Source organism: Arthrobacter sp. EpRS71 (assembly GCF_001512285.1).
Lineage (GTDB): Bacteria > Actinomycetota > Actinomycetes > Actinomycetales > Micrococcaceae > Arthrobacter.
This window is the reverse complement of sequence record NZ_LNUV01000006.1, coordinates 84,506-108,191: the sequence shown is the minus strand read 5'-3', so window position 1 is coordinate 108,191 and position 23,686 is coordinate 84,506. Positions and strand designations below refer to the sequence as shown.

At 63.2% G+C, this 23,686-nt stretch carries 25 protein-coding genes, 1 tRNA gene and 1 other RNA gene; 18 read left to right on the top strand and 9 right to left on the bottom strand.

The window, feature by feature from the left end; all coding sequences use genetic code 11:
* Positions 1-37 precede the first annotated feature (37 nt).
* Entirely contained in the window at positions 38-964 is a 927-nt protein-coding gene (locus tag AR689_RS10645) for a LysR substrate-binding domain-containing protein (RefSeq protein WP_062069975.1), read from the top strand.
* Here AR689_RS10645 and AR689_RS10640 read toward each other — a convergent pair.
* Both AR689_RS10640 and AR689_RS10635 read right to left on the bottom strand, forming a co-directional pair.
* Positions 961-1,956, bottom strand: a complete 996-nt coding sequence (locus AR689_RS10640) for an acyltransferase family protein (protein WP_231745489.1) — start codon at positions 1,954-1,956, stop codon at positions 961-963. The genes AR689_RS10645 and AR689_RS10640 overlap by 4 nt on opposite strands.
* A gap of 191 nt (positions 1,957-2,147) precedes the next feature.
* A tRNA-Ser gene (locus tag AR689_RS10635) sits at positions 2,148-2,232 on the bottom strand.
* A gap of 303 nt (positions 2,233-2,535) precedes the next feature.
* Between AR689_RS10635 and AR689_RS10630 the strand changes: the two genes are divergently transcribed.
* From AR689_RS10630 to AR689_RS10605, 6 genes are all read left to right on the top strand, one after another.
* Positions 2,536-2,859, top strand: a complete 324-nt coding sequence (locus tag AR689_RS10630; RefSeq protein ID WP_062069971.1) for a YqfO family protein — start codon at positions 2,536-2,538, stop codon at positions 2,857-2,859.
* 84 nt (positions 2,860-2,943) lie between these two features.
* Entirely contained in the window at positions 2,944-3,552 is a 609-nt protein-coding gene (locus AR689_RS23760) for an Abi family protein (RefSeq protein WP_082697905.1), read from the top strand.
* A 127-nt stretch (positions 3,553-3,679) separates the two neighbouring features.
* An RNA gene (ffs, locus tag AR689_RS10620) (signal recognition particle sRNA small type) lies at positions 3,680-3,776 on the top strand.
* A 34-nt stretch (positions 3,777-3,810) separates the two neighbouring features.
* Positions 3,811-6,867, top strand: coding sequence for a DNA polymerase III subunit gamma and tau (locus AR689_RS10615; protein WP_082697902.1), 3,057 nt, complete (start codon positions 3,811-3,813; stop codon positions 6,865-6,867).
* A gap of 34 nt (positions 6,868-6,901) precedes the next feature.
* The gene (gene recR, locus AR689_RS10610) at positions 6,902-7,501 is read left to right on the top strand and encodes a recombination mediator RecR (protein ID WP_017198356.1); all 600 of its coding nucleotides are present in this window, start codon (positions 6,902-6,904) and stop codon (positions 7,499-7,501) included.
* Between the two features lie 36 nt (positions 7,502-7,537).
* On the top strand, positions 7,538-8,143 hold the full coding sequence (locus AR689_RS10605) for a dihydrofolate reductase family protein (protein WP_062069965.1): 606 nt from the start codon (positions 7,538-7,540) through the stop codon (positions 8,141-8,143).
* On the opposite strand, the gene AR689_RS10600 is transcribed toward AR689_RS10605, so the two are convergent.
* On the bottom strand, positions 8,124-9,215 hold the full coding sequence (locus AR689_RS10600; RefSeq protein ID WP_231745487.1) for a hypothetical protein: 1,092 nt from the start codon (positions 9,213-9,215) through the stop codon (positions 8,124-8,126). The two genes, AR689_RS10605 and AR689_RS10600, sit on opposite strands and share 20 nt — an antisense overlap.
* 126 nt (positions 9,216-9,341) lie before the next feature.
* Here AR689_RS10600 and AR689_RS10595 point away from each other — a divergent pair, with 126 nt between their 5' ends.
* A complete protein-coding gene (locus tag AR689_RS10595) occupies positions 9,342-9,869 on the top strand; it encodes a DUF427 domain-containing protein (RefSeq protein WP_062069963.1) in 528 nt (175 codons plus the stop codon).
* A gap of 144 nt (positions 9,870-10,013) precedes the next feature.
* The gene (locus AR689_RS10590; RefSeq protein WP_062069961.1) at positions 10,014-11,360 is read left to right on the top strand and encodes an aspartate kinase; all 1,347 of its coding nucleotides are present in this window, start codon (positions 10,014-10,016) and stop codon (positions 11,358-11,360) included.
* A gap of 75 nt (positions 11,361-11,435) precedes the next feature.
* On the opposite strand, the gene AR689_RS10585 is transcribed toward AR689_RS10590, so the two are convergent.
* The gene (locus AR689_RS10585) at positions 11,436-12,029 is read right to left on the bottom strand and encodes a TetR/AcrR family transcriptional regulator (RefSeq protein WP_062069959.1); all 594 of its coding nucleotides are present in this window, start codon (positions 12,027-12,029) and stop codon (positions 11,436-11,438) included.
* A gap of 135 nt (positions 12,030-12,164) precedes the next feature.
* Between AR689_RS10585 and AR689_RS10580 the strand changes: the two genes are divergently transcribed.
* The 3 genes from AR689_RS10580 to AR689_RS10570 all read left to right on the top strand — a co-directional run bounded on the left by AR689_RS10580 (position 12,165) and on the right by AR689_RS10570 (position 16,396).
* Entirely contained in the window at positions 12,165-13,445 is a 1,281-nt protein-coding gene (locus AR689_RS10580) for an MFS transporter (RefSeq protein WP_062069957.1), read from the top strand.
* Entirely contained in the window at positions 13,446-15,941 is a 2,496-nt protein-coding gene (locus AR689_RS10575; RefSeq protein WP_062069955.1) for a beta-glucosidase family protein, read from the top strand.
* A 155-nt stretch (positions 15,942-16,096) separates the two neighbouring features.
* Positions 16,097-16,396, top strand: a complete 300-nt coding sequence (locus tag AR689_RS10570) for a DUF4193 domain-containing protein (protein ID WP_011773410.1) — start codon at positions 16,097-16,099, stop codon at positions 16,394-16,396.
* 99 nt (positions 16,397-16,495) lie between these two features.
* Here the strand turns inward: AR689_RS10570 and AR689_RS10565 are convergent, their stop codons facing one another.
* From AR689_RS10565 to AR689_RS10555, 3 genes are all read right to left on the bottom strand, one after another.
* Positions 16,496-16,879, bottom strand: a complete 384-nt coding sequence (locus AR689_RS10565) for a LapA family protein (protein WP_062069953.1) — start codon at positions 16,877-16,879, stop codon at positions 16,496-16,498.
* A 168-nt stretch (positions 16,880-17,047) separates the two neighbouring features.
* Positions 17,048-17,278, bottom strand: a complete 231-nt coding sequence (locus tag AR689_RS10560; protein WP_062073746.1) for a hypothetical protein — start codon at positions 17,276-17,278, stop codon at positions 17,048-17,050.
* Positions 17,279-17,379: 101 nt separating this feature from the next.
* Complete coding sequence (locus AR689_RS10555; RefSeq protein ID WP_024819442.1) at positions 17,380-17,604, bottom strand: hypothetical protein; 225 nt, start codon at positions 17,602-17,604, stop codon at positions 17,380-17,382.
* Between the two features lie 116 nt (positions 17,605-17,720).
* On the opposite strand from AR689_RS10555, the gene AR689_RS10550 reads away from it, so the two are divergent.
* The 4 genes from AR689_RS10550 (at position 17,721) to AR689_RS10535 (ending at position 20,195) form a co-directional block, all read left to right on the top strand.
* Positions 17,721-18,188 (top strand): MarR family winged helix-turn-helix transcriptional regulator, encoded by a 468-nt coding sequence (locus AR689_RS10550; RefSeq protein ID WP_062069951.1) that lies wholly within the window; start codon positions 17,721-17,723, stop codon positions 18,186-18,188.
* A gap of 110 nt (positions 18,189-18,298) precedes the next feature.
* Positions 18,299-18,820, top strand: a complete 522-nt coding sequence (locus AR689_RS10545; RefSeq protein ID WP_062069949.1) for an SSI family serine proteinase inhibitor — start codon at positions 18,299-18,301, stop codon at positions 18,818-18,820.
* On the top strand, positions 18,807-19,745 hold the full coding sequence (locus tag AR689_RS10540; protein ID WP_062069947.1) for a hypothetical protein: 939 nt from the start codon (positions 18,807-18,809) through the stop codon (positions 19,743-19,745). Before AR689_RS10545 ends, AR689_RS10540 begins: the two co-directional genes overlap by 14 nt.
* Before the next feature lie 30 nt (positions 19,746-19,775).
* Positions 19,776-20,195, top strand: coding sequence for a hypothetical protein (locus AR689_RS10535; protein WP_062069946.1), 420 nt, complete (start codon positions 19,776-19,778; stop codon positions 20,193-20,195).
* Positions 20,196-20,212: 17 nt separating this feature from the next.
* On the opposite strand, the gene AR689_RS10530 is transcribed toward AR689_RS10535, so the two are convergent.
* On the bottom strand, positions 20,213-20,935 hold the full coding sequence (locus AR689_RS10530; RefSeq protein WP_082697898.1) for an alpha/beta hydrolase family protein: 723 nt from the start codon (positions 20,933-20,935) through the stop codon (positions 20,213-20,215).
* An 88-nt stretch (positions 20,936-21,023) separates the two neighbouring features.
* On the opposite strand from AR689_RS10530, the gene AR689_RS10525 reads away from it, so the two are divergent.
* The gene (locus AR689_RS10525; RefSeq protein ID WP_062069942.1) at positions 21,024-21,491 is read left to right on the top strand and encodes a MarR family winged helix-turn-helix transcriptional regulator; all 468 of its coding nucleotides are present in this window, start codon (positions 21,024-21,026) and stop codon (positions 21,489-21,491) included.
* A 29-nt stretch (positions 21,492-21,520) separates the two neighbouring features.
* On the opposite strand, the gene AR689_RS10520 is transcribed toward AR689_RS10525, so the two are convergent.
* Positions 21,521-22,681 (bottom strand): FAD-dependent oxidoreductase, encoded by a 1,161-nt coding sequence (locus tag AR689_RS10520; protein ID WP_062069940.1) that lies wholly within the window; start codon positions 22,679-22,681, stop codon positions 21,521-21,523.
* Positions 22,682-22,887: 206 nt separating this feature from the next.
* Between AR689_RS10520 and AR689_RS10515 the strand changes: the two genes are divergently transcribed.
* The gene (locus tag AR689_RS10515) at positions 22,888-23,685 is read left to right on the top strand and encodes an alpha/beta hydrolase (protein WP_062073745.1); all 798 of its coding nucleotides are present in this window, start codon (positions 22,888-22,890) and stop codon (positions 23,683-23,685) included.
* Position 23,686: the final 1 nt, after the last annotated feature.

Sequence of the window (23,686 nt, the reverse complement as noted above, 5' to 3'; positions counted from 1 at the left end):
AATATTCATTACTCATTCCGAATCTTTGGAGGCCGCCTTGCTGGACGTCCGCAGGCTGCGTTTGCTGCACGAATTGAAGATCCGTGGAACCCTCGCCGAGGTGGCCGATGCGATGCAGTACAGCCCTTCATCGGTGTCCCAGCAACTCACCCTGCTGGAGAAGGAAGCGGGGGTGGAACTGCTGCGCAAAGCCGGGCGACGGGTACAGCTAACCCCGCAGGCGGAAATTCTGGTGGCCCATACCGCCGCACTCCTGGAGACCCTGGAACGCGCGGAAACTGAGCTCGCAGCATCACTGTCCACGGTGACCGGAACGGTGCGGCTCGCCGTCTTCCAATCCGCAGCGTTGGCCCTGTTGCCCGACTTCCTCAGCATCATGCGGCAGGAGTACCCCGAGGTGCGGGTGGAGATGACCCAGCGCGAACCCGAGACCGCCCTCTACGAAACGTGGGCCCGGGACTTCGACCTCGTGGTGGCAGAGCAGTACCCCGGCCACGCGGCTCCGCACTACAGCGGCCTGGACCGCGTCACCCTCACCAGCGACGCCATCCGCCTGGCCACTCCCCCAGTGGGACTCGGCGGCGAAGCCGTGTCTTCACTCGCGGACACCGCCTCGATGCCGTGGGTCATGGAACCCCGGGGCGCCGCTTCCCGGCACTGGGCCGAGCAGGCATGCCGCTCGGCAGGCTTCGAACCCGATGTACGTTACGAAACCGCCGATCTTCAGGCCCAGATCCGGCTCATTGAATCCGGGAACGCCGTGGCCCTGATGCCGGACCTCGTATGGACCGGGCGGATCCGCACGGTCCAACTCCTGGACCTTCCCGGCCTTCCGGAGCGCACCGTATTCACTGCCACCAGGACGGCCGGCCGGATTCACCCCGCCATCATGGCCTGCCGGGAAGTGTTGGAACGGGTGGCGGCCGCCCACGGTCGGGGTGGGGTGCTGCCTGCTGCCGACTAACCCACCAGCCACCGCCGGAGCGGGGACCGGGTCACCAGCAGCGCGATGGCAAAGGGCACCACCAAAGCCACAACAGCGTCAAGAACCGCTCCCGAGGCAGGCGTGTTGAGCAGGTAGAGGAAAAACGCGTGGGTCAGGACCACCACCAGCCCAGTGGACGCCCATTGGACCGTGAGGCGGTTCACTGCCGGACTGACCACACGGTACAGCGCTGCCAGGACGAGGATCAGCCCGAGACTTATCGCAGACGCGTTGACCACGCTCAACACCACAGTGCCAAAGTCGCCGTCCTTCATGTTCAGCGGCTGCACCACGCCGCCCACCGTCAGTGCAACGCCGGCGAGCACAAGCCCCAGCCCAACAACTGCCTTGTAGCGGATGCGGCGGACCATCGCAGGCAAGGCCCGTCCCACCAGAACGAACACCAGGCACGGCACTGCCAAAGCAATTCCCAAGGGCGTCTTAGCCATCATCGAGCCCGCCACGACGCTTGCTGCCAGGCCAACTGCAGCGGTGGTCCACGCCACCCATGCGGGAAAACGCTCCAGCAGGCGGCACAGCACAGCGGTGAAAAAGAGGACCGGCACAAACCAGAACGCAGAGTATGGGCGTACCGCGAACGCTCCTCCATAGACAGCGTTTCGGAGCGCCTCAACCGGCAGGGATCCGCCACGCAGATATTCCACGGAAGCGAACGCGATACTGAGGACAGCCAGCCACGCAACGTACGGGACCAGGAGTGTCTTGGAGCGTCGGGCGACCTCATCCCGCAGCGTACGGCCCGGCTTCCACAGGTAGCCCGTCAGGATGAAGAACACAGGGACATGCCACGCGAACAGGGCGTCAGTGAACGGCCCGGACGTCCACACATGCCCAACCACGACGGCGGCGATTCCGATCAGCCTGATGGCGTCCAGGTCCGCCGCGCGAGCCCTGGTTGGCGGGACTGCAAGGTGCCTGCCCCGGACAGTTCCTGCAATGAAGTCCGGCACCGGATTCCCCTCTGATGACGAGCACGTCCAAGACATCCTATGAGGGCGCTTTGGGCCGGCCAAGAACGTCATAGGACAAGTGGGTGTACGCAGGGAGAGGGGCCCGGGGCGGGAGAAGCTCACTATCCGGCCTCTGGTTTCAGGCAAAGAGAAAGGCCCCCGGATCCGTTGGATCCAGGGGCCTTTATCGGCGGAGAATGGGGGATTTGAACCCCCGAGGGCGTTAACCCAACACGCGTTCCAGGCGTGCGCCATAGGCCGCTAGGCGAATTCTCCTTGCTTCCGATTCGAAAGCAGATACTACTGTACCTGAGAATTTCAGCATCGTGTAATCGGGCTGATTTGCCCCTCCCAGGCAGCCCCGGAGAATCGTGCTTAACGGAAAAATGGACGCCCCCAACGCGCCCATTCTTGCGGTACAACGTTGAGCTGCCGGGTCCGGCCCCTCGCTCCCAGGCCCCGCAGCTCACAATCTTGAGATTGCCCCAATCGGTGTACATATCCATGGTCCGCTGAGGGGGGATGTTTTGCAATGGTTGAGACCTGTTTGTAGCCGAAGTTTATTGACAGGATGTGCGCATGACACAGCTGCACGCCTTGGTGGTTTACGTTCCTGACACGCACATCGAAGAGGTCCTGCTCGCCATGGGCGATGCTGGCGCCGGGAGAATAGGCGACTACTCCCACTGCGCCTTTACTGCACCGGGCACCGGTCGCTTCACGCCGCTGTCCGGAGCGCGACCCCTTGTTGGCGAGGTGGGGATTGAGGAGCAGGTGTCCGAAATACGCGTTGAGTGCGTGGTCGAGGAGGACAGGCTCGACGGCGTTGTGCAGGCTCTGCGGGTCGCTCACCCTTACGAGGAGCCGGCTTTCATGACGTGGGCCGTGAATGGGTGGCGGTGACCCGGATCAGGACGCGGCTTGCCCCAGACGGCCAAGAAGCTTCCCGCTTTTCATTGAGCTGCAGGCGGATCACGCACGCGGGCGCTGCAGCTTTATGAGTGGAATGCACGCCTAAGTGCGGCCTTCCTCAGGGATATCAGCCATTTGGAGGTCGGGCTAAGAAACGCATGTGATCGTCACCTGCAGGTCGCCATCGTCGGCTCTGGCTCCCATTGGACGGAACAAGCCACTTTGACGCGGCTATTTCCGGTCGCATCACGGTTTGACAAAGCCAAAGGCAGGCGCATTGATGTCAATAAGAACCCTGGAGACAAGGTTGAACGTGCCAGAGAGGCCGTAACGCCAGCGCCGAGCGTCGCTTTCCCGTCTCCGACGCCACTTCCAGGCAAGACCGTTGCTGAACTCATGTTCGGATTCTGGACCTTCCTGTTTGCCGACGGCCACGAAAAGACTCTGTGGGTCCCCTACCTTCACAAAGCGTTCCCTCCCGGTACGGATCGCAGCAAGCTGAGCCAAACTCTGACCGCTATCAGAGAGTTTCGGAACCGTATCGCTCATCACGAAAACATCCTCAGGGGCTCGGAGATTGAACGCCGGCGAATCGTCAGCGCGACACAGATGCTCTCACCGGAAGCCGCAGCACACTGCCAAGGCACAAGCGAAGTATCAGCCATCCTGGCCACCCGGCCATAGGCGTTCAAGAGAAACCGCCCCGCGTGACGAGTCCCACCAAAACGGGGCGCCAACCACCCGGCGTCGAGCCTTATCCACAGCCCTTTGAGCCGATTCGAACCCCAACCCAAGTTCGGGTAAGCTTGTCGACGGCCCCTCATGTGGCGTCATCCTGTTGAACTCCCCCAGGACCGGAAGGTAGCAAGGGTAGATGGGCTCTGGCGGGTGCATGAGGGGTCACTTACTTTAACTGTCAGTCCCTATAGGTAGGTTTCACTTGTGACTGTTACAACTGCCCTGTATCGAAGGTACCGCCCGGACTCTTTCGCGGACGTTATCGGGCAGGAACACGTCACGGAGCCGCTGATGACGGCGCTCCGCAAGAACCGCGTGAACCACGCCTACCTCTTCTCCGGCCCCCGCGGTTGTGGCAAGACCACCTCGGCGCGCATCTTGGCTCGCTGCCTGAATTGCGCGGAGGGTCCCACCGACACCCCCTGCGGCAAGTGCCCCAGTTGCATTGAACTGGCGCGCGGCGGCTCCGGTTCGCTGGACGTCATCGAAATCGACGCCGCCAGCCACGGTGGCGTTGACGACGCCCGTGATCTCCGTGAACGCGCAACCTTCGCCCCGGTCCGGGACCGCTACAAAATCTTCATCATTGACGAGGCCCACATGGTCACGTCGGCTGGCTTCAACGCGCTTCTGAAGATCGTCGAAGAGCCGCCGGAACACATCAAGTTCATCTTCGCCACCACGGAGCCGGACAAGGTCATCGGAACCATCCGCTCCCGCACGCACCACTACCCCTTCCGGTTGGTGCCGCCGGAACCGCTGATGCAGTACCTCGAGCTCCTTTGCCAGCAGGAGAATGTTCCGGTAGCTCCTGGCGTGCTTTCACTCGTCATCCGCGCGGGTGGCGGTTCCGTGAGGGACACCCTGTCCGTCCTTGACCAGCTGATGGCTGGGGCCGGCCCCAACGGCTTGGATTACGAGCTCGCCGTTGCGCTGCTTGGCTATACGCACGCTTCCTTGCTGGACGACATCGTGGATGCTGTGGCCGCTGCCGACGCTGCCACCGTGTTCCGCGCAGTGGACCGCGTCATCCAGACCGGACACGATCCTCGTCGTTTCGTCGAGGACCTCTTGGAACGCTTCCGCGATCTCATCATCGTCCAGGCGATGCCGGAGAGCGCGCAGGCCATCCTCCGCGGCATGCCCGCAGACCAGATCGCCCGCATGCGGAACCAGGCCACCAACCTGGGCGCAGCCGAGCTGTCCCGGGCAGCGGATGTCACCAACACCGCCCTCACGGAGATGACTGGCGCCACGTCGCCGCGCCTTCACCTTGAGCTTCTGTGTGCCCGCATCCTCCTGCCCAGCGCTGAGCAGACCGAGCGGGGCATCGCTGCCCGCATTGACCGCGTGGAACGTCGCCTGAATTACACGGGCGACGGCGGCGCAACGGCTGTCGCTGCTGGCGCGCCCGCCGCTGCGGCTGGTACACCCACCACGCCTGCGGCTCCGGCACCGGCTCAGACTCCCGCTGTAACGGCTGCCCCGGCGGCACCCCCGGTTTCGCAACAAGCACCCGCCTCAGTGCCAGCCGCGCCTGTGCAGCCTAGTCCGGAACAATCTCCCGCTGAGCCGTCCACGCCCGCGTCGGCCGCTCAGCCGACCGCTGACGCCGGTACCCGGGAAGCCATCACAGCACCACGGGTATCCACCAACGACTGGCCTGTTGAAGACCGCCCAGTTACCGGCAAGGCACAGCCAGCTGCCGCACCGCATCAGCCCCAGCCCGTTCAGGCACCGACGCCTTCGCCTCAGGCGCAGCCGGCCATGTCATCGGCTGATGCGGCCCCGCAACCTGCCACCCAGGTTCCGGCTCACGTTCCAGTCTCCGGTGGCAGCGGTGACGTGGAGGCCCTGCGCCGTGCGTGGCCGGATGTCCTCCAGACCTTGACCAAGATCAAGCGCAGCACGTGGGCGCTGGTGGAACCGAATGCCCAAGTGGCCCAGTTCGACGGCCAGGTGCTGACGTTGGCATTCACCACGGGCGGCCTCGCCGGTGCGTTCGGGCGTGCGGATCATTCCGAGAACCTTCGCCAAGCGATTCACAAGACCATCGGTATCGACTGCCAGATCGTCGCGGTCGCTGGCGGCAACAGCTCAGCGAGCTCTGAGCCAAACCCAAAAGCACCTACTAGCCGGGAAACTCCGGCTGCTGCAGCAAGTGTCGCATCAGCCCCTGCTCAAACAGCCTCGACGCCCGCTCCGGTGTCAGCTGTCGACTCCGCTTGGGGTCTAGCACCCGCTTCCGCGCCAGTAGAAGCATCCGCACCTCCAGCGCCCGCCGCCGCGGCATCAGCTTCGGTGGAAGCTTCCGTGCCAGCATCAGCAGCCCCGGCAGCAGCACCCCCGGCCCCGTCGCCATCTACACCCCAGGCCCCCGCGCCATCTACTCCCCCGGCTTCCGAGCCCTCCGGCGACTACTCGTACCCAGACGACGATTGGGGTCCGCCCCTCGACGAGGATGCGCCTCCTCTGGATGAAGAGCCTCCCGCGGACTGGGAACCACCGTCTGGCTACGGCTCTGGCAACGCACAACCGGCCGCCCAACCACCAGCACCCCAGGCCCAGTCTGCAAGCCGGGCGTCAACACCGCCCCACAGCTCACCCACCACGGCCACACCGCCACGTACCAAGAGCGGCAACTCGGCCGAGGATCCGTGGTCCCGTGCTGTGGAGCAAGCGCCGGGTACGTGGGTAGTGGGCGCGGAGTCCAACGTGGGCAAGAACCCTGCTCCAGCTGCCGAGGAAGCCGCCCCGGTAACGGACGCGCCTGACTACGAGCCGGCCGCAGCCCAGGTTCCGGAGGCGCCCACCGGCGCCTACGGCCACCCCACCAATGCGGAGCAGAACCCGAGCTCCAGCTGGGACGTCGCACCGGCGTCGAGCTGGCCCGCAGCGGAGTCCATGCCTGCACCGGCAACCAGCAACGCACCTGCCCCCTGGCCCTCCTTGGCGACGCAGCCCGAGGAAGCGCACGGTTCGGTGGCGACGCTTGAGGAGGGCGCGCCGTCGGGCAGTCCGAACGGACGCCAAAGCCTGTACCAGAGGCTGACCAACAGTCCCGAAGCCCAGGCGGGGCGTGTTCAGGCACCTGCGCGGACCCAGGCAGCGCCCGCCACCGTGACGGAGGACATTCCCAGCCCGGAGGACGAAACCATCGAAGAATCCCGGGTCTTTGGGAGGGCTGCCGTGGAGCGTATTCTGGGCGGGAAGCTGATTGAAGAGCGCGCCTTGGATGGTTCACCCCTGCAACCCCGCTGATTTCCAGCATTGATTTCAAACTAACGAGGACATTGTGTACGAAGGTGCAGTTCAAGAGCTGATTGATGAGCTCGGCCGGCTTCCCGGTGTGGGCCCCAAGTCAGCGCAGCGCCTGGCCTTCCACATTCTCGAGGCAGATCCTGAGGATATGAAGCGCCTCGTCACGGCCATCACCACGGTGAAGGAACGCGTGAAGTTCTGTAGTGTGTGCTTCAACGTGACCGAGCAGGAAACGTGCAACATTTGCCGAGACCAGCGCCGTGACCCGTCGGTTATCTGCGTCGTCGAGGAGTCCAAGGACGTCTTGGCTGTGGAGCGTACGCGGTCCTTCCGCGGCCGGTATCACGTGCTGGGCGGCGCCATTAATCCGATTGCGGGCATCGGCCCGGAGCAGTTGCGCATCCGTGAGCTCCTCACGCGGCTCAATGACGGCGCCATCCAGGAAATCATCATTGCCACGGACCCCAACCTTGAGGGCGAGGCGACGGCCACCTATCTTGCCCGCATGCTCAAGTCGATCGGCATCACGGTGACGCGTCTTGCCTCTGGCCTGCCCGTGGGCGGAGACCTGGAGTACGCCGACGAAGTCACGCTCGGCCGGGCCTTTGAAGGCCGGCGCAACGCGCTGTTGTAGTCTCGCAATCACAACGTCAACCGTGATGGGGGTCCCGTGCGAGAACTTGTGTATTACGTTGCCGTGAGCCTGGATGGCTACATTGCCGGTCCAGGGGGTGAGTTCGATGCGTTTCCGGTGGAGGGTGACCATATGGCCGCCCAAATCCAGCGCTTCCCGGAAGCCATTCCCACAGCGGTTGCCGATGCCATGGGAATTGAACGTGCCGGGACCACCTTTGGCACTGTGGTGATGGGCTGGAACACCTACGCCGTCGGCCTGCCGGCGGGTATGACCAGCCCGTACCAGCACCTCGAACAAGTAGTGTTCTCCCGGACGCGCACCGAGAAGGACATCCCCGGCGAGCACCCGAATTTGACCATTACCGATGAAGACCCGGTAGATGTGGTGCGCCGGCTAAAGTCCCAGCCCGGGAAGTCGATTTGGCTCTGTGGGGGTGGGCAACTCGCAACCCAGCTCGCGGGTGAAATCGACCGGCTCGTGCTCAAACGCAGCCCGCTGCTCTTTGGGGACGGCATCCCGCTGTTTGCGCCCGGCGCCTACCGGCCCAGCGCCTTCGAGGAGGTCTCGACGACGGCGTTCGGCTCGGGCGTCGTGATCTCTGAGTACGCTCGGCGGCCGCTCAGCCAGAACCCGAACTAGTACGCAGCCTCCGCCCGGCCAGCCAGCGTCCCGACGCCATCACCAGAGCGGCCACCACTGTCTGCAGCACCAAGCCCGTCAGCGCTACAGGCATGGACGGAGCGAGCCCGGCGCTTGATTCCCCGCCAAGGCACGGGACCTCGCGTGACGGGCCGTCGGCGGCCCATTGCAGTCCGGACAACATCCATCCAATCGGGTTGTCCGTGGGCGCCAGTTCCCCGCCCACGCTACCCAGGAGCAGAGCAGGGTTGGTGGTGGCCAGCCAGGCTATCCGGTCCGTGTGCGCCACCTCAACGGGTCGAAGGTCGCCAACGCATTCGTAGGCAGTGATTCTTCCGGAGTCGTCCCGCTCAACGTTCACCGGCACCGAAGCCTGGCCCATGTCCGTGGTGGAGGGCAGCAACAGGACTGTGACCGCCACATTTGCCAGGCAAAGGAAAGCCATCAGCACCACTGCCACAGCAGCACCCGACGTGGCCTTGGCGAAGCATTTCCGCGAACCAGCACCGATCAGCCCGAAGAGGGCTACTTCAAGGACAATGACGACGACGGCGGCACCGGCCAACGCGGTCGGCCCGCCGACGCTGAAGCCCACCACGAGCAAAACTGCGCAAGCCGGCACGGCCAATCCCAGCCCGCGCATGGCTCCTGCAAGCAGCAGTGAAGGGATGCTTCCGTTCGAATGCCGGAAGCCCCACGCGACTCCCAAAACGGCCGCTGAGAGTGCCAGGAATGCCGCCATCAGTAAGTGGACGGCATGTGCGACGTCGGCGTCGAACCACCCGTTGGATTCTGCCCAAACCACCAACGCGGCCGCTATCCCCCAGGCGAGAGCAATCCCCAGTGCGCAGGCAATCCAGAACCACCACGACCTGAAGGACTTCCGGGTGTTCCGCCACGCCTCGCCGGCAGTCACGGTGAAATTTCCAGGGGCGTGCGGCGGTCCCGTGCCTGATTTCAGGTCGCTCACCTCGGATGGCTGGTCATCGATCATCCCGCCGCCGATGACTTCGTATTCGGGCTCGTTCCATCCCGGACCCGAACCGCCCGTATGGTCAGGCAAGCCGGCCATCGCCGCTCACAAACGTCATGAGTTGGATGGTACGCCCGGCCTGCCCCAACCGATATGCCGGGGCTGCAAGGTTTTGAGGCACCGGCTTTCACGGGGAGATCCCAGCCAAGCGTGCCACCATGGAACATGGTCTCCAACCGCGGTTTTTCCGGCCTCTTCCGGCGTCCCCAGCCCATCAAGCCTGCCCCGGGTCAGGAGTCGGTGTGGGACTACCCGCGCCCGCCCAGGGTGGAGCCACGATCTGAACGGGTTGTGGTGCGGCTTGGAGGTCAGGTGATTGTGGACACCACCAATGCTGTGCGTGTTCTGGAGACGAGCCATCCGCCCGTCTACTACGTGCCGTTGGATGCCTTCCCTGATGGTGTGCTTGTCCCTGTTGGTGGCGCCACTTTTTGCGAGTTCAAGGGCGAGGCAAGCTATTTCACCATCAAGGCCGGAGGGATGGTTGTTGAGCGTGGCGGGTGGACGTACCCGCAACCCACCCGGGGGTTCGAGGCCCTCAGCAGCCGGGTGGCCCTGTACCCGGAACGTATGGATTCCTGCGAGATCGACGGCGAGCAGGTGACGTTTCAGGAAGGTGGCTTTTACGGCGGCTGGATCACCCGCCAGATTGTGGGCCCGTTCAAGGGTGGTCCGGGCACTGCCGGATGGTAATGCCAAGACGTGGCCGCTATGTGGTCACAATTCCTATCAGCCGTGCGCACGGCGATAAACTGGGCAAATAAGCTACGCGGGCGTGCTCAAATTTGGATTTGGCATGCCGCGTTCGAACCCTATTGATGCAGTGAGGGTGCGCGCATGACTATGCCCACTACCGAAGTGAAGATCGAAGAGCTCTCCAACGAGGCTGCCATTACCAAGCAGCTGATCGTTCAAAAGTTCGGCGGTTCCTCGGTTGCAGATGCTGATGGCATCAAGCGGGTCGCTCAGCGCGTCGTGGATGCGCAGAAGGCCGGCAACGAGGTTGTGGTTGTTGTTTCCGCGATGGGCGACACCACCGACGAACTCCTGGACCTCGCAAGCCAGGTCACCGACTCGGCTCCCGCCCGTGAAATGGACATGCTGTTGTCCGCCGGTGAGCGAATTTCCATGGCCTTGCTCGCCATGGCCATCAACAAGTTCGGCGCCTCCGCGCAGTCCTTCACGGGCTCCCAGGCCGGCATGATTACCGACGGCATCCACGGCAAGGCGCGAATTATCGACGTCGACCCCCACCGCATCCGCACGGCCCTGGACAAGGGTCATATTGCGATCGTGGCAGGCTTCCAAGGCATGAGCCGCATCACCAATGAGATCACCACGTTGGGCCGCGGCGGTTCGGACACCACAGCCGTTGCCTTGGCAGCAGCGCTTGAAGCCGACGTCTGCGAGATTTACACGGACGTGGACGGCATCTACACCGCCGACCCCCGCGTCGTCAGCAGCGCCCAGAAGATCGACCGTATCTCCAGCGAAGAAATGCTGGAGCTGGCCGCTTCCGGGGCCAAGATCCTGCACCTGCGGTGCGTGGAGTATGCCCGCCGTTTCGGTGTGCCGCTGCACGTCCGCTCGTCATTCAGCCAGAACGAAGGCACCTGGGTCATCCCCGGAGCCGACGAGAAGTTCACTATTCAAGAGGGAGTTGCCTTGGAGCAGCCAATCATTTCCGGCGTTGCACACGACCGGTCCGAAGCCAAGGTCACCGTGGTTGGTGTGCCGGACATCCCCGGCAAGGCAGCTGCAATCTTCCAGGTGATTGCCGATGCGCACTCGAACATCGACATGATCGTCCAGAACGTGTCCACGCACGGCACCGGCCGCACGGACATTTCGTTCACGCTTCCCATCGTGGAAGGTGCCGATGCCCTTGCGGCCCTGCGCGCTGCCGAGGGTCAGATCGGTTTCGAGAGCATTGAATACAACGAGCATGTTGGCAAGCTCTCCCTCATTGGCGCAGGCATGCGTTCACACCCCGGCGTTTCGGCCACGTTCTTCAAGGCCCTGTCCGACGCTGGTATCAACATTGACATGATCTCCACCTCGGAAATCCGCATTTCCGTGGTCACCAGCGCTGACGCCTTGGATGACGCCGTGCGCGCCATCCACAATGCGTTTGAGCTCGACGGCGACGCTGAAGCCACCGTTTACGGCGGCACCGGCCGCTAGGGTCACCACGGGCAACGCCCCAAGTAGGTAGCAGATCAGGCCGTTCTGAGCGCTCAGAACGGCCTGATCTGCTACCTAGTTGGGTGAGGGGGGCGCCAGGAGGACATCCACCAACTGCGTCAGCCCGTCAGCCATGTCCACGTTCTTGTCATAGAGCCACTGCAGTTGCAGGCCATCGAAGGCGGCTACAGTCAGCCTGGCCAGCATCACGGCGTCGACGTCGGTGCGTACCTCGCCGGCCTTTTGTCGCCGCTCAATGTCGACGGCGATGTCCCGCACCACGGTCTCGTAGCGGTCCTTGAAGTAGGCGTGGGAGGCGTGTCCGGGGTGGTTGGCCGTTGAGGATGCCACCGCGTACAGCGTAGTCAGCCCTGGTTCGTTGCGGTTCCGCTCAGCAATGCCCGGCATGAGGCTCAACCCCACCTCCGTTTCACCACCGACGGCCAGCGAGCGACGATCCCGTTCCGCCAGGACCGCAGTCAACAGTTCCTGCTTGCCCTTGAAGTAGTGAAACAGGGTGGCTTCCTTGACGCCCACCAACTCGGCGACGCGCTTGAGCGCGGTTCCCTCAAACCCTTCGGTGGCGAAGACGTCGGTTGCCGTCTGGATGATTTGTTCGCGGCGTTCTGCCCCCTTGGCGTACTGGCCCCGGGCCCTCGACGTAGACATCCGTTCAGTCTATTTCACCGTTCGAAAATCGAGGATCACTCGACTTTTTTCCTAAAAACCTAGTCACACTAGATTTTTGTCGCTAGAGTCTTTCTTCAAGACCCAACGGTGGGTCACCGTTCATCAGGAGGCAATGTGGCCCTCAATCTCAGTCAGCAGGTGGCAGGCGCGGAAACCGTCAGCCCGGGGCTTGGAAGCACCCCGCCCAAAGCCGCTTCCCGCGCCTACGTCATAGGCATGCCCATTGCGAGTGCCGGCCTCTGGATGGCTGTTCTTGCCCCCGCGTTGGTAGTCCTCGCCATCAAGGTCTCGGAGATCACCACACCGGATACACGCGCCGGAGCGCTCAGCCTCGTGGCGGGCGTGGGAGCGGCTGTCGCCTTGCTCGCCAACCCGTTCTTTGGCCGTCTCAGCGACCGAACCACGTCCCGCTTCGGGATGCGCAAACCATGGATCGTGGGCGGCTCCCTCATCGGCCTTGCAGCTCTCTTCATGCTGGGTTCGGCCACGGATGTCGGCACCGTCCTCGCAGCCTGGGTTGTAGCACAGCTGGGCTTCAACGCAGCCCTGGCCGCCCTCGTCGCCACCCTCCCGGACCAAGCGGGTCCAACGGAGCGCGGGCGCCTTTCCGGACTCATCGGCATGACGTTGCCCATTGGCCTCGTGGCAGCGGCTTTCTTCGCGCAAATGTTCCAGACCGCTTTGCAGATGGCCGTTGTGCCGGGGATTGTAGGCACCACCATAGCCATAGCGTTCGCCTTCACGTTCAAGGACCGCGTCCTCACGGAGAAACCGGCACCGCTGAACATCAAGGAAGTCCTCGGTTCCTTCTACTTCAACCCCAAGGATTACCCCGGCCTGGGGTGGGCTTGGGTCACCAAGTTCCTGGTCTATGTGGGCTACTGCGCCGGCCTCCTGTACCTGCCGTACTTCTTCACGGACCACCTCCGCGTCGCCGAAACGCAGGTCACCAGCCTGGTGTTCCAAGCAACCCTGGTGAGCTCTGCCGGCACCGTCATCACCAGCCTTGCCGGGGGCTGGATCAGTGACCGTCTTGGCAAGCGCAAGAGCATGGTCATCATCTCTGCCCTCATCATGATGGGCGGCCTGGTGGTCATCGCCACCAGCACCAACACCGGCCAGGTGCTGGTGGGCCAAGGAATCCTGGGCTTGGGCCTGGGCGTCTTCAGCGCCGTGGATGTAGCGCTCATTACCGACCTGCTGCCCAGCGATCAGTCAGAGAATGCCAAGACCTTCGGTGTCTTCAACATCGCCCAGGCCCTCCCCCAATCCCTGGTGCCTGCTATCGCGTTCCCCGTCATCGCCTTCGGCGGCTACCCCGCCTTGTTCCTCGGAGGTGCGGTAGTCGGCATCATCGGCGCCCTCCTCGTCACACGTATCAAAGGAGTCAAGTAAATGAATCCCACGCTCGCAACCGCCGTCACGGCGCCGCAGGCCGGATCCCCGGACGCCGAAGCGAAGATCCGTGAACTCGCCCGGAGCCTGACCCTCGAGCAGCAAGTCCAGCTGCTGACCGGCGCTGATGTCTGGTCCACGCATGCCATCCCGGAGATCGGCCTGTCCCGCGTGGTCATGTCCGACGGTCCGGCGGGCGTTCGCGGCGAAGACTTCGATGAGCGCCACGACTCCGTCTCCTTGCCGTCGTCGTCGGCTTTGTCCGCGACGTGGAGCGTGGAAACGGCCCGCCGCTACGGCCAGGTCCTGGGCCAGGAAGCCCGCCGCAAAGGCGTCCACGCCGTCCTGGGCCCCACCATCAACCTGCACCGCTCACCGCTGGGTGGCCGCCACTTCGAGTGCATGAGCGAGGATCCACGGCTCACCGCCACCATGGCCGCCGGGTACGTTGCCGGCGTTCAGTCCATGGGCGTGGGTGCTACTCCCAAGCACTACCTCGCCAACGAGGCCGAGACCGAACGCTTCACCGCGGACTCTGTGGTGGACGAACGCCCTCTCCGCGAGCTCTACCTCGCAGCCTTCGAGGACGCCATCACCGAGGCCCGCGCCTGGCTGGTGATGAGCTCCTACAACTCCATCAACGGCACCACCGCAAGCGAAAACAAGCTGCTGGAAACGCCGCTGTCCACCGAGTGGGGCTTCGACGGCGTTGTAGTGTCCGACTGGACCGGTGTTCGCTCCATCGACGCCGCCAACGCCCACCAAGACCTGGAAATGCCCGGCCCGGTGGGCCACTGGGGTCCCAAGCTCCTTGCTGCCGTCAGCGATGGCCGTGTCAGCCGCGAGGCGATCCTGGAAAAGGTCACCCGCATCCTGCGCCTGGCAGCCCGCGTCGGTTCACTCGAAGGCTTCGAACCTGCTGTGACCCGCCTCCCCGCGCAGCTTGACGGTGCCGCCGTCGCGCGTGAAGTAGCCGTCCGCGGCGCCGTACTGGTCCGCAACAAGGGCCTCCTGCCGCTGGACGCCAAGGCGCTCAGCAGCATTGCTGTGATCGGCCACAACGCTGATGAGGCCCGCACGCAGGGCGGCGGAAGCGCCACCGTGATGCCCAAGTACACGGTCTCGCCGTTGGAGGGCCTGAGGAACGCACTGCCCGACGACGTCAAGGTCACCTACGCGCGCGGCGCCAAGGTTGCCGAGGGCATCCAGCCGTTCCCCCGCACCTCGCTGCACAACCCGGTCTCCAACGTCCCCGGAATCCGCGTGACGTTCCTGGCGGAAGACGGCACGGAGATCTCCGGTGAAGACCGCTTGGCATCGCACCTGATTTGGTTCGGTATTGGAATTCCCGACGGCGCGGCCTCCATCCGTATGGAAGCGGACTGGACAGCCGAAACAGCAGGCGTTCACCACCTGGGCGTCGGCACCGTGGGCCGGATCCGCTTTGTCCTGGACGGCACTGAAGTGTTCAACAGCGAGCTTGAGGACGATACAGAAGTTTTGGGCGCCGCCCTGTTCGATCCGCCCAAGACTGTCCACGCCATCGAAACCACCGCTGGTCAGACCGTCCGGATCGAGGCCGAGTACCAGCTTCCGAAGGAACAAATCATCCCGTTCACGGCCATTCTCTTGGGTGAGGAGACCGTGGTGGAGGATCCGCAGGCCGAGATCGATGCCGCCGTGGAAGCTGCCCGTACCTCCGACGTCGCCGTGGTGGTGGTGGGCACCAGCGCGGCCATCGAATCCGAGGGCTTCGATCGCAGGGACCTGGACCTTCCCGGCCACCAAAACCAGTTGGTGGAAGCCGTGGCCGCGGCCAACCCGCGCACTGTTGTGGTGGTGAACTCCGGATCGCCGGTCCTCATGCCGTGGCTGGACACCGTGGACGCGGTCCTGTTGGGCTGGTTCGGCGGCCAGGAATTTGGCAACGCCATTGCCGGCATCCTGCTGGGCACTGACGAACCCGGCGGGCGCCTCCCCACCACCTGGCCCGCCGCGCTGGAGGACGTCCCCGTCCTGAGCACCACACCCGTGGACGGCAAGGTGGTCTACTCGGAGGGAATCCACGTTGGATACCGGGCATGGCTGAAGCAGGAAGCCGAAGGCGGCGCGGCTCCGGCCCTCCCCTTCGGTTTCGGCCTCGGATACACCACGTTCGAGCTCAGCGCGGCGCACGCACCGCAGGTGGTGACCGCCGGGAACGATGTTGTGGTCCACGTCCCCGTCAAGAACACCGGTACCCGTACGGGACGGGAAGTAGTCCAGGTTTATCTGGAACGCCCTGAATCCACCGTGGAGAGGCCTGTGCGCTGGCTCGCCGGCTACGCCGGAACACACCTCGCCCCCAATGGAACGGAGAGTGTGGAAATAACCATCCCGGCCAAGGCGTTTGCACATTACGACGCCGGCTGGCAGTTTGAGCAGAGCATGTTCCGGTTGTTGGTTGGTCGCCACGCGGCCGACGACTTCCAAGAGCTGGACATTGAACTTCGGTAATACAGAGGCAAAATGACGCTGGGTGGCGGGTTTTTTTGCCCGTCACCCACGTGGTTTTCGCCACAAGCTGTTGAACTGGGGTATGGTATGGAATTTTCGTGGCATGCTGTACGTTGCATACCCGGTAACCCCCTAACACGAAGAGGCATTAAAAAGTGGCAGCCGATTACGACGAACTCCGTACCGATGTAAAAGAGAACCAGGAGCAGTCCCTCCAGGCTCTCCAGTCCGCCAGCGCTCCCACGGCCAAGAGTGTCGTGCTTGAACTGGACGAAACCGATGGCCTCGACGCCAACGGCCCCGGCGGCGAAATCGTCGCTGAAGAACTGGTCATCCAGGTCATCCCGCAGGCAAACGACGAGTTCACTTGTCACTCCTGCTTCCTGGTCCGCCACCGTTCGCAGATTGCCCGCGAAAAAGATGGCGTGGCCTACTGCACTGACTGCGAAGGCTAAGACGACCCACCACCCCGGCGGAATGAACATCGTCAGGGAGTGCCGCCGTCGGGATTAAATTGCGGAAGGACCGGAGCACGCGCTCCGGTCCTTCCGCAATTAAGGCTGGTAGCCGCCTCCCGGCCCGCCAACGGCCTTCTTGCGGCGATGGTCCGAGAGCCTGAGCTGAAGGATTCTTGCCCCACCTGCGAGGGCGACCAGCACTCCTCCGCCCACTGCCGCGATGAAGAGTGTGGTGCCCAGCGCGAGGGTCCCTTCCAGCCCAAAGAACCGGACCGTGATCATGTCCTGGTTTTGGACGAAGAAAGCGATCAACACCACCAGGACCACCAAACCAACGGCTACGGCCACCCACAAAGCGGCGGTACGGGTTGGCCTGTGGCGTCCAGGCTCCGGGGGAATCGCATTCTGCTGCGCGGAAGTACCCGGCTCCGGGCGGGCGGCACTCCCCGGGACCTTTGCTGCGTCGTCGTGGAAACTCATGGATGGCCCCTTTATACGCCAGCACTTCTATGCCACTCACATAATAAGCATGCTGACTAGTTGCTCAACAGTTGCACGGTGAACTGACCAGGGTCAAGGTGGCGAGCCGGTGAGCACGCAAGGAAGGGCCGGAGTTCGCGGTCCGGCCCTTCGGCATGTCAAGCCTTCTCAGAGGCTGTAGTCGGTTGAGGTCGGTCCGGGATCATTGTTCCGGACTGCGTAGTGATGGCCCTGAGAGTCGGTCTCGACGTCGAAGTTCTTCAGGTCCGCCTCGGAAGCGGTCTCGAAATCATCATGCCTGTGCACCACCGGGCTGTCCGTATCGCCGTGGGTTGCCGGTCCAAAAACAGACTGCAGCCGCTCGGTCACATGGACGAAGCCTTCCATTCTGCGTCCCATGTTTTCCACCTCCTTCCTTACCGGAGAGAGAAAAGCGGCAGGGCTGGTGCGCGCCGTTCAGTGAGGTAATTTTACGCCCGCAAGGAGGGAAAAAGGGCTACCTACCGAAGGGACTTGTCATCCGGATTCCGGGGCACCACATAGGTGCTGCCATCGGGACGGCGGAGGGTTTCCCATTGCTGCGTTTCAGCCTGGCGCTGGGCGAGTAGCTTCCGGTTTGCCTCGGTCATCTCATGGTCGAGGGAGCTGCTGTGCGCGGGGCCGAAAATGACCCTGAACTTCCCAGTGGCGCGCATGAATTTCCGTGTGTAGGACTCCTTGGCCACGCGGATCGACTCCTCTTTTAGGCGGTTCAATGAGTCCATAGTACGCTAATCATTAGTGCACTAACTAATTGATGAGTGTGCGCTAATAGATCTGGCAGCAAGCACAGGAGGCAGCCATGACAGCCATTGATGAATCCCCCCAGGAGACCGACGACCTCCTCTTGGAACGCCAACTGTGCTTCGCCCTGACCGTGGCCTCGCGCAGCGTTGTGGGCGTGTACAAGCCAGTGCTGGAGCGGCTCGGGCTCACCCACCCCCAATATTTGGTGATGCTGGCCCTCTGGGAACGAAGCCCCCGGACGTTGAAGGACATCAGCGACAGCCTTCTCCACGAGCCGGCCACCCTCTCTCCGCTGCTGCGTCGCCTCGAGGAAGCCGAGCTCGTTACCCGCGAGCGCGTCCCCGGCAACGAACGGGCATTGGCGGTCAAGCTGACGGAGAAAGGTGCTGCCCTCCGCGAACAGGCAACAGCTGTTCCAGGCGAGATCCGTGACCACCTGCAGCTCAGCCGCGAGGAAGTGGCTGAACTCCACCAAGCCATGACCGGGCTGATCGCCGCCACCCAGCGGCACACCTCCCTCTAGCAAACCCGCGTGGCCCTAGCCAAACACTCCGCCCCGGTGGTGTTCTTGAAGCGAACAGGGAAACAGGCACCACACGTGCCACGTAAAATGAACGCAACCTAGGAGATTCCATGCACTTGCGATTTGTTCGGCCCTTACTGGCAGTACTGGCCGTCGCCGGCCTCGCCGCATGCTCAGGCTCCCCCACCCCAGGTTCCACGGACAGCGCATCCCAGGCGCCGTCGTCGTCCGCCCCATCAAGCAGCAGCCCCGGCACATCAGCGGCGCCCGGCACGTCCGCAGCCACCGGCGCGGGCAATGCCGAGCTTTCCATCACGCTCCTTGAGACTGCCGAAGCCTCACCCCAGACCTTCACCCTCGTCTGCGCAGGCGGCACGCCCGCGGCCGAAAGCAAGCACCCGTCCGCTGCGGAAGCGTGCAGCGCCCTCAAGAACAGCCCCACCCTCCTGAGCCCGGCCCCCACCCGGACGGACCAGGCCTGCACCATGCAGTACGGCGGCCCGGCCACGGCCAAGGTGACCGGTTCGGTGGACGGCGAGGAAGTCAGCGCGTCCTTCAACCGCACGGACGGCTGCCAGATCGCCTTGTGGGACGCCGCGAAGAGCGTCCTCGGATCAGATGGCGGCCTCTAAGCTGCGGCACCTCCCCCAGGAGCAATGGCTCGGGCTGGAGGCAGCCCACCACGCGCGCGTCGCGCAGTATGCAGATCCGTATCTGGCCCGGCGCTCGGCCGGTAAGAAGCACCCCGTGGAGGACTTCCTCTTCACGTATTACACGCAGAAGCCCGGCCAGTTGCAGCGTTGGCATCCCGGACACGGTGTGGTCCTCAGCGGCGAACGGGCTTTGGAACGCGTCGGGTGGAAGTTCTACCGAACGCTCGACGACGGCGAACTCGCCTTTGTGGGGCTGCCTCCTGGAACGCCCGCGGTCACCTTTGACCGGGTCGGCTTTCTGGCCGACCGCGCCGAGGCCGTGCGCTTTGCCGGAATCATCCTCGCCGGCACCGCCAAGCGGCCTGCCCAATTCGGGTGCTTTGGGCTGCACGAGTGGGCCATGGTGTACCGGCAGGAAAAATTTGAGCTGCGCCATGAATACCTGAAACTGAGGCTCGGCGGTGACGGCACGGACACCGTGGTTGACGAGAACCGCATCCGGTGCTCGCACTTTGATGCTTTCCGCTTCTACACACCGGACGCTACCCCGCTGAATGAGCTCACGCCCACCCGCGAGAATCAGCGCACCATGGAACAACCGGGGTGCCTGCACGCCAACATGGACCTCTATAAATGGGCCTACAAACTCACACCGGCACTGCCGAGCGAGTTGGTGATGGACGCCTTCGAGCTGTCGTGGCGGATCCGGGCCATGGACATGCAAGCATCACCCTACGATCTTAAAGAATGGGGCTACCCGCCCATCAGGATTGAGACACCGCAGGGCAAGTCCGAGTACGTTGAATACCAGCGGGCTTTCGCGGCCGAATCCCAAGAGCTGCGGGCCCGTGTGCTCCAGGCAGTAGGGCCGCTCTTGGACGAGTTGAGCGGCTTGGCTGCCTGAGCACCCCAACGCCACCAGCGAAAGGTCACCATGGTTTCCGCAGAGAACAGCGACGCAGGCAACAGCGACACAGCCAAGAGCGAGTACGACATCGACCTGACGGTCACGCTGACGGAGGAACCTGGCGCTGAAAGCCGGGTGTTCCATCTCCGTTCGTCCGCGGGCATCCTGTCGCCTGACCCTGACACGGTGGATTCAAACTTGCCGGACGCGCAGTCGGCGATGGCCGCCGTCGAGCAGTTCGGCGAGGAAGTCTTCTTCCCGGAGCCCCGCCCGGACCGGATCTGCACGCAGCAGTATGGCGGCCCGCAGGTAGCTGTGGTCAAGGGATGGTTCAGGGGGCGGAAAGTTCACAGCCAGTTCAGCAGGACTGATGGCTGCGAGATCGCACGCTGGAAGGCGATGGCCTCGCTGCTGGGCAATATTGGGGGCGCATCCGGGGCCGTGTAGGGACCCGCCCCCTAGCGTCATCCCAGGCGGGCTTGCATCCATTCGATCACTGGCGGCCAATGTGCGCCCTCGGGGTTGATGGCCTGCAGATGGTCCAGATGAGGCAGGTGCCAGAAGTCCACTTCGTCTCCGAGACTTCCGGCTTTGGTGCAATATTCCACAGAGTGGTCAACAGGCACCCGCTGGTCGTCTGAGCCGTGGACAAGGAGCAGGGGCTTCTTAAAAGGCAGCTGGTGGAGAGGCGAGTACCTTTCCAACAGGGTGGGCAGGTCTTCGGTGTGGTCACCAATGAACCCCTTCACCGCACCTTCCCCGAGGTTTTCCCTGTGAGTCCGGGGCAGATCGGTGACCGGCGCCAGTGCCACGAACGCATCCAGAAGGCCCACGCTGAGCATCCCGAGTTGCGCGCCCACCGAGTGGCCAACTCCTATCACTTTCCCCGGCCGCCCTGATTCGGCACTCCACTCAAGAGCAGATTGCACCGCGGTTGTAACGTCGCTGACCATGGCCGAGGGTGTTGGGGCTTGGCCCACCCGCCGGTACTCCACATTGGCAACCGCCCAGCCGCGCATCATCAGGTCTGTCGCAAGCGGCAGCATAAGATCGGCAGTGAAGGCCTCCCGCCAATACCCGCCATGCACCAGCACCGCCGTCCCCTGGATTGCCTCACCTTCGCGGGGGTGAAGAAAACTGACCACTTGGTGCTCGGATGGACCGTACTGATGACGTGAAGAATGCATGCTAATTCAGCCTCTCTATTGATTTGTTGGAGGAGGGGGACGCGGCTAGTCTGGGTTTCAGAAATCAATTCTCAGAGGACCTCACATTATGAGCAGCCACGATGTCCCTCCCGAACTGCTTGATGACTGGATCCGCGCCTGCAATGACGTGTACCGGGTGCTGCGTCGGGGACGCAGCCGGGTAGGTTTGTTGGGTGAAGGCGAGACGCTCACTGAGTCCCAGGTAGCTGTCCTGGATTCCGTCGCCCAGCGTGGCGCCCTTCCTGTGGGCGAGATCGCGAGGCAAGCCGGAATCGCGCAGCCAACCGTGACTCGAATGCTGAATTCCCTCGAAGAGCGCGGCATAGTTTCCCGCAGACCTTCGGACCATGATGACCGGGTAACACTGGTGGAACTCACAACCCGTGGCGCTGAATTGTGGGAGGGGAAAAGGCGTATTCTTCGGGACTTCCAGAAAGATTCGCTTCTTCAGTTCCCGCCGGAAACGCGCCGCCAGGTTGTTGCCGTCCTGCAGGACTTCGTCCAGATTGTCGATGCGCAGATCTCGACTAAATAGCGGGACGTGGACGGCCAGCCTTTGAACCGTTAGCCCACTTCCACCGGCAGCTTCAGACCTGTGGGAACCGTCGACGCCGCACGGGCCCGGGACCGGCCGATCCGCGGCAAGGCTGCGGAAACTTTGAGGATCTCCCGACGCGCCTCGTCAGGGACGCTATTCAGCTCGCTCACCCGCACCGAGAACCTCTGGGTGTGCTCGATCACCGGCCGCTCCGTGGCTTCCCACAGCGCAAGCGCCCCTTCAAGGGAACCTCCGGGTTGGGACACCGCATGCGCCAAGCCAAGTGCCGACATCATGGCGCAGCCGCCGCCTTGGCCCAGATAGGGTGGCTGCGCATGGGCCGCATCTCCGATGACGGCAACCCGCCCGGCGGACCACTTTGACAGCTCTACCCACTCAAAGTCATCCCAACGGGGAACTGGTCCCAATCTACGGATGAGTGATTCCAAGGCAGGGAAGGACCGGACCCATTCGTCCTTCGGAAGGTGACCACCCATCGCCCTCAGATCTGACGCTGCGCAGACGAGGGCCACATAGAGATCCCCTGAGCTGCTGGGCGTGTAAAGAAGGAACCGTTGGCCTGACATGTACTCGACGTAACTGTCTTCGATCTCGGTGGGAACATCGCCCACAGCACGTGGCATGAGGAGCCGTGCGCACCGTTGGCCCAAGGCCTGACGACGACGCAAAAGTCCCAGGCTCTCACGCACTTGCGAACCCACACCATCGGCGGCAATGACGAGATCAGCCGTTTGTGAACTGCCGTCGGCGAATCTGAGAGAGCCCTCCGGTTCCGCCGCCACTGCCACCGAACCCGTGACAATTTCGACGCCCGACTCAACGGCTGCATGATGCAGGGCTCCGATCAGTCTTTCCCGCAACACAGTAAGAACCCGAACGGATCCGTCGGTATTGACGGGCATCTCCCCTATCAAGGCTCCGTAACCATCCCGGCTCTGAATGCTCGGTCCGTAATGGGCGCCTTCGGTGGCCATATCCTCTACTCCAAGCGCGCGGAGTGCAGCCAGGCCGTTGTCCCACAGGTATATCCCCGCGCCCAAAGCCCGGATCGATTGATTGGCTTCGTGGAGGCGGACCTTCCAGCCGCGCCGCGCCAAGGCAGCCGCCGCCGTCAAACCCCCGATGCCGCCACCGGCAATCTCAACATGACCCTGGGAAACGCTCATTGGAACTCCTCGATCGGTGCTTCAGTGGATGTGAGCTCGCTCACGCCGAGAAGTATTACATAGCTAGGTATGTAATTGATAGACCCCAGATTATTTACATAGCAGGCTATTGACTTGACGGAGCACCCAACCATAAGCTTCCGGTGACGCTCGTCACATTGAATCAATATCCCCCCATCTTTCCGGCGCTCCAGAGTGAGGTCATCGTGCAGCTCAAATCCACGTCCATCAACAACACCACCCTCGAATACGTCGAGTCGGGCGATCCTTCGGCTCCCCCGCTCCTCCTGATCCACGGCTGGGCACAGGACCACCGGTTGTTCCGGCTTCTGGAACCTCACCTGAGTGACCACTTCCGTGTGCTGCGTTTGAACTTCCGTGGCCACGACGGCAGTGCAGGGTCTCCTGACGATTTCACGGCGGAGGACCTCATCCAGGACACCGTGGAATTCATCGGCCAACTTGGTCTTGAAGACGTCAGGATCGCGTCCACTTCCCACGGTTGTTGGGTCAACATCGGAGTGCAGGAGCGACTGGGCGCCCGGGGTTACGGCCAAGCCGTGGTCATCGACTGGTTGCTCCAGCCGTTCGAAGGTTTTCACCAACAGATCGAGCAGGGAGCCTCTCCCGATACTGTCACCCAAGCCCGGCAGAGCATGTTCGATGAGTGGACCGAAGGCACGGATTCCGTTGACGTGATCGACCACGTTCAGCGGGAGATGACCTGGTTCGGCGAAAATATGTGGATGCGGGCCTGCCGGGAGATCCGCAAGAGCTATGCACAATGGGAAAACCCACTGGAACGGATGAAAGCGGTCCCCGGAAACCTCGAGGTGGCTCACATCTATTCCCAACCGCTGGACCCCGGCTACCGAAGGTTCCAAGAGGACTTCGCGGCCGGGAACCCTTGGTTCACGCCCATCCACATCCCGGGAAAGACCCACTTCCCCACGCTGGAGAACCCGGAATCAGTCGCCGCCGCCATCAAGACGTTCTTCAGTTAAG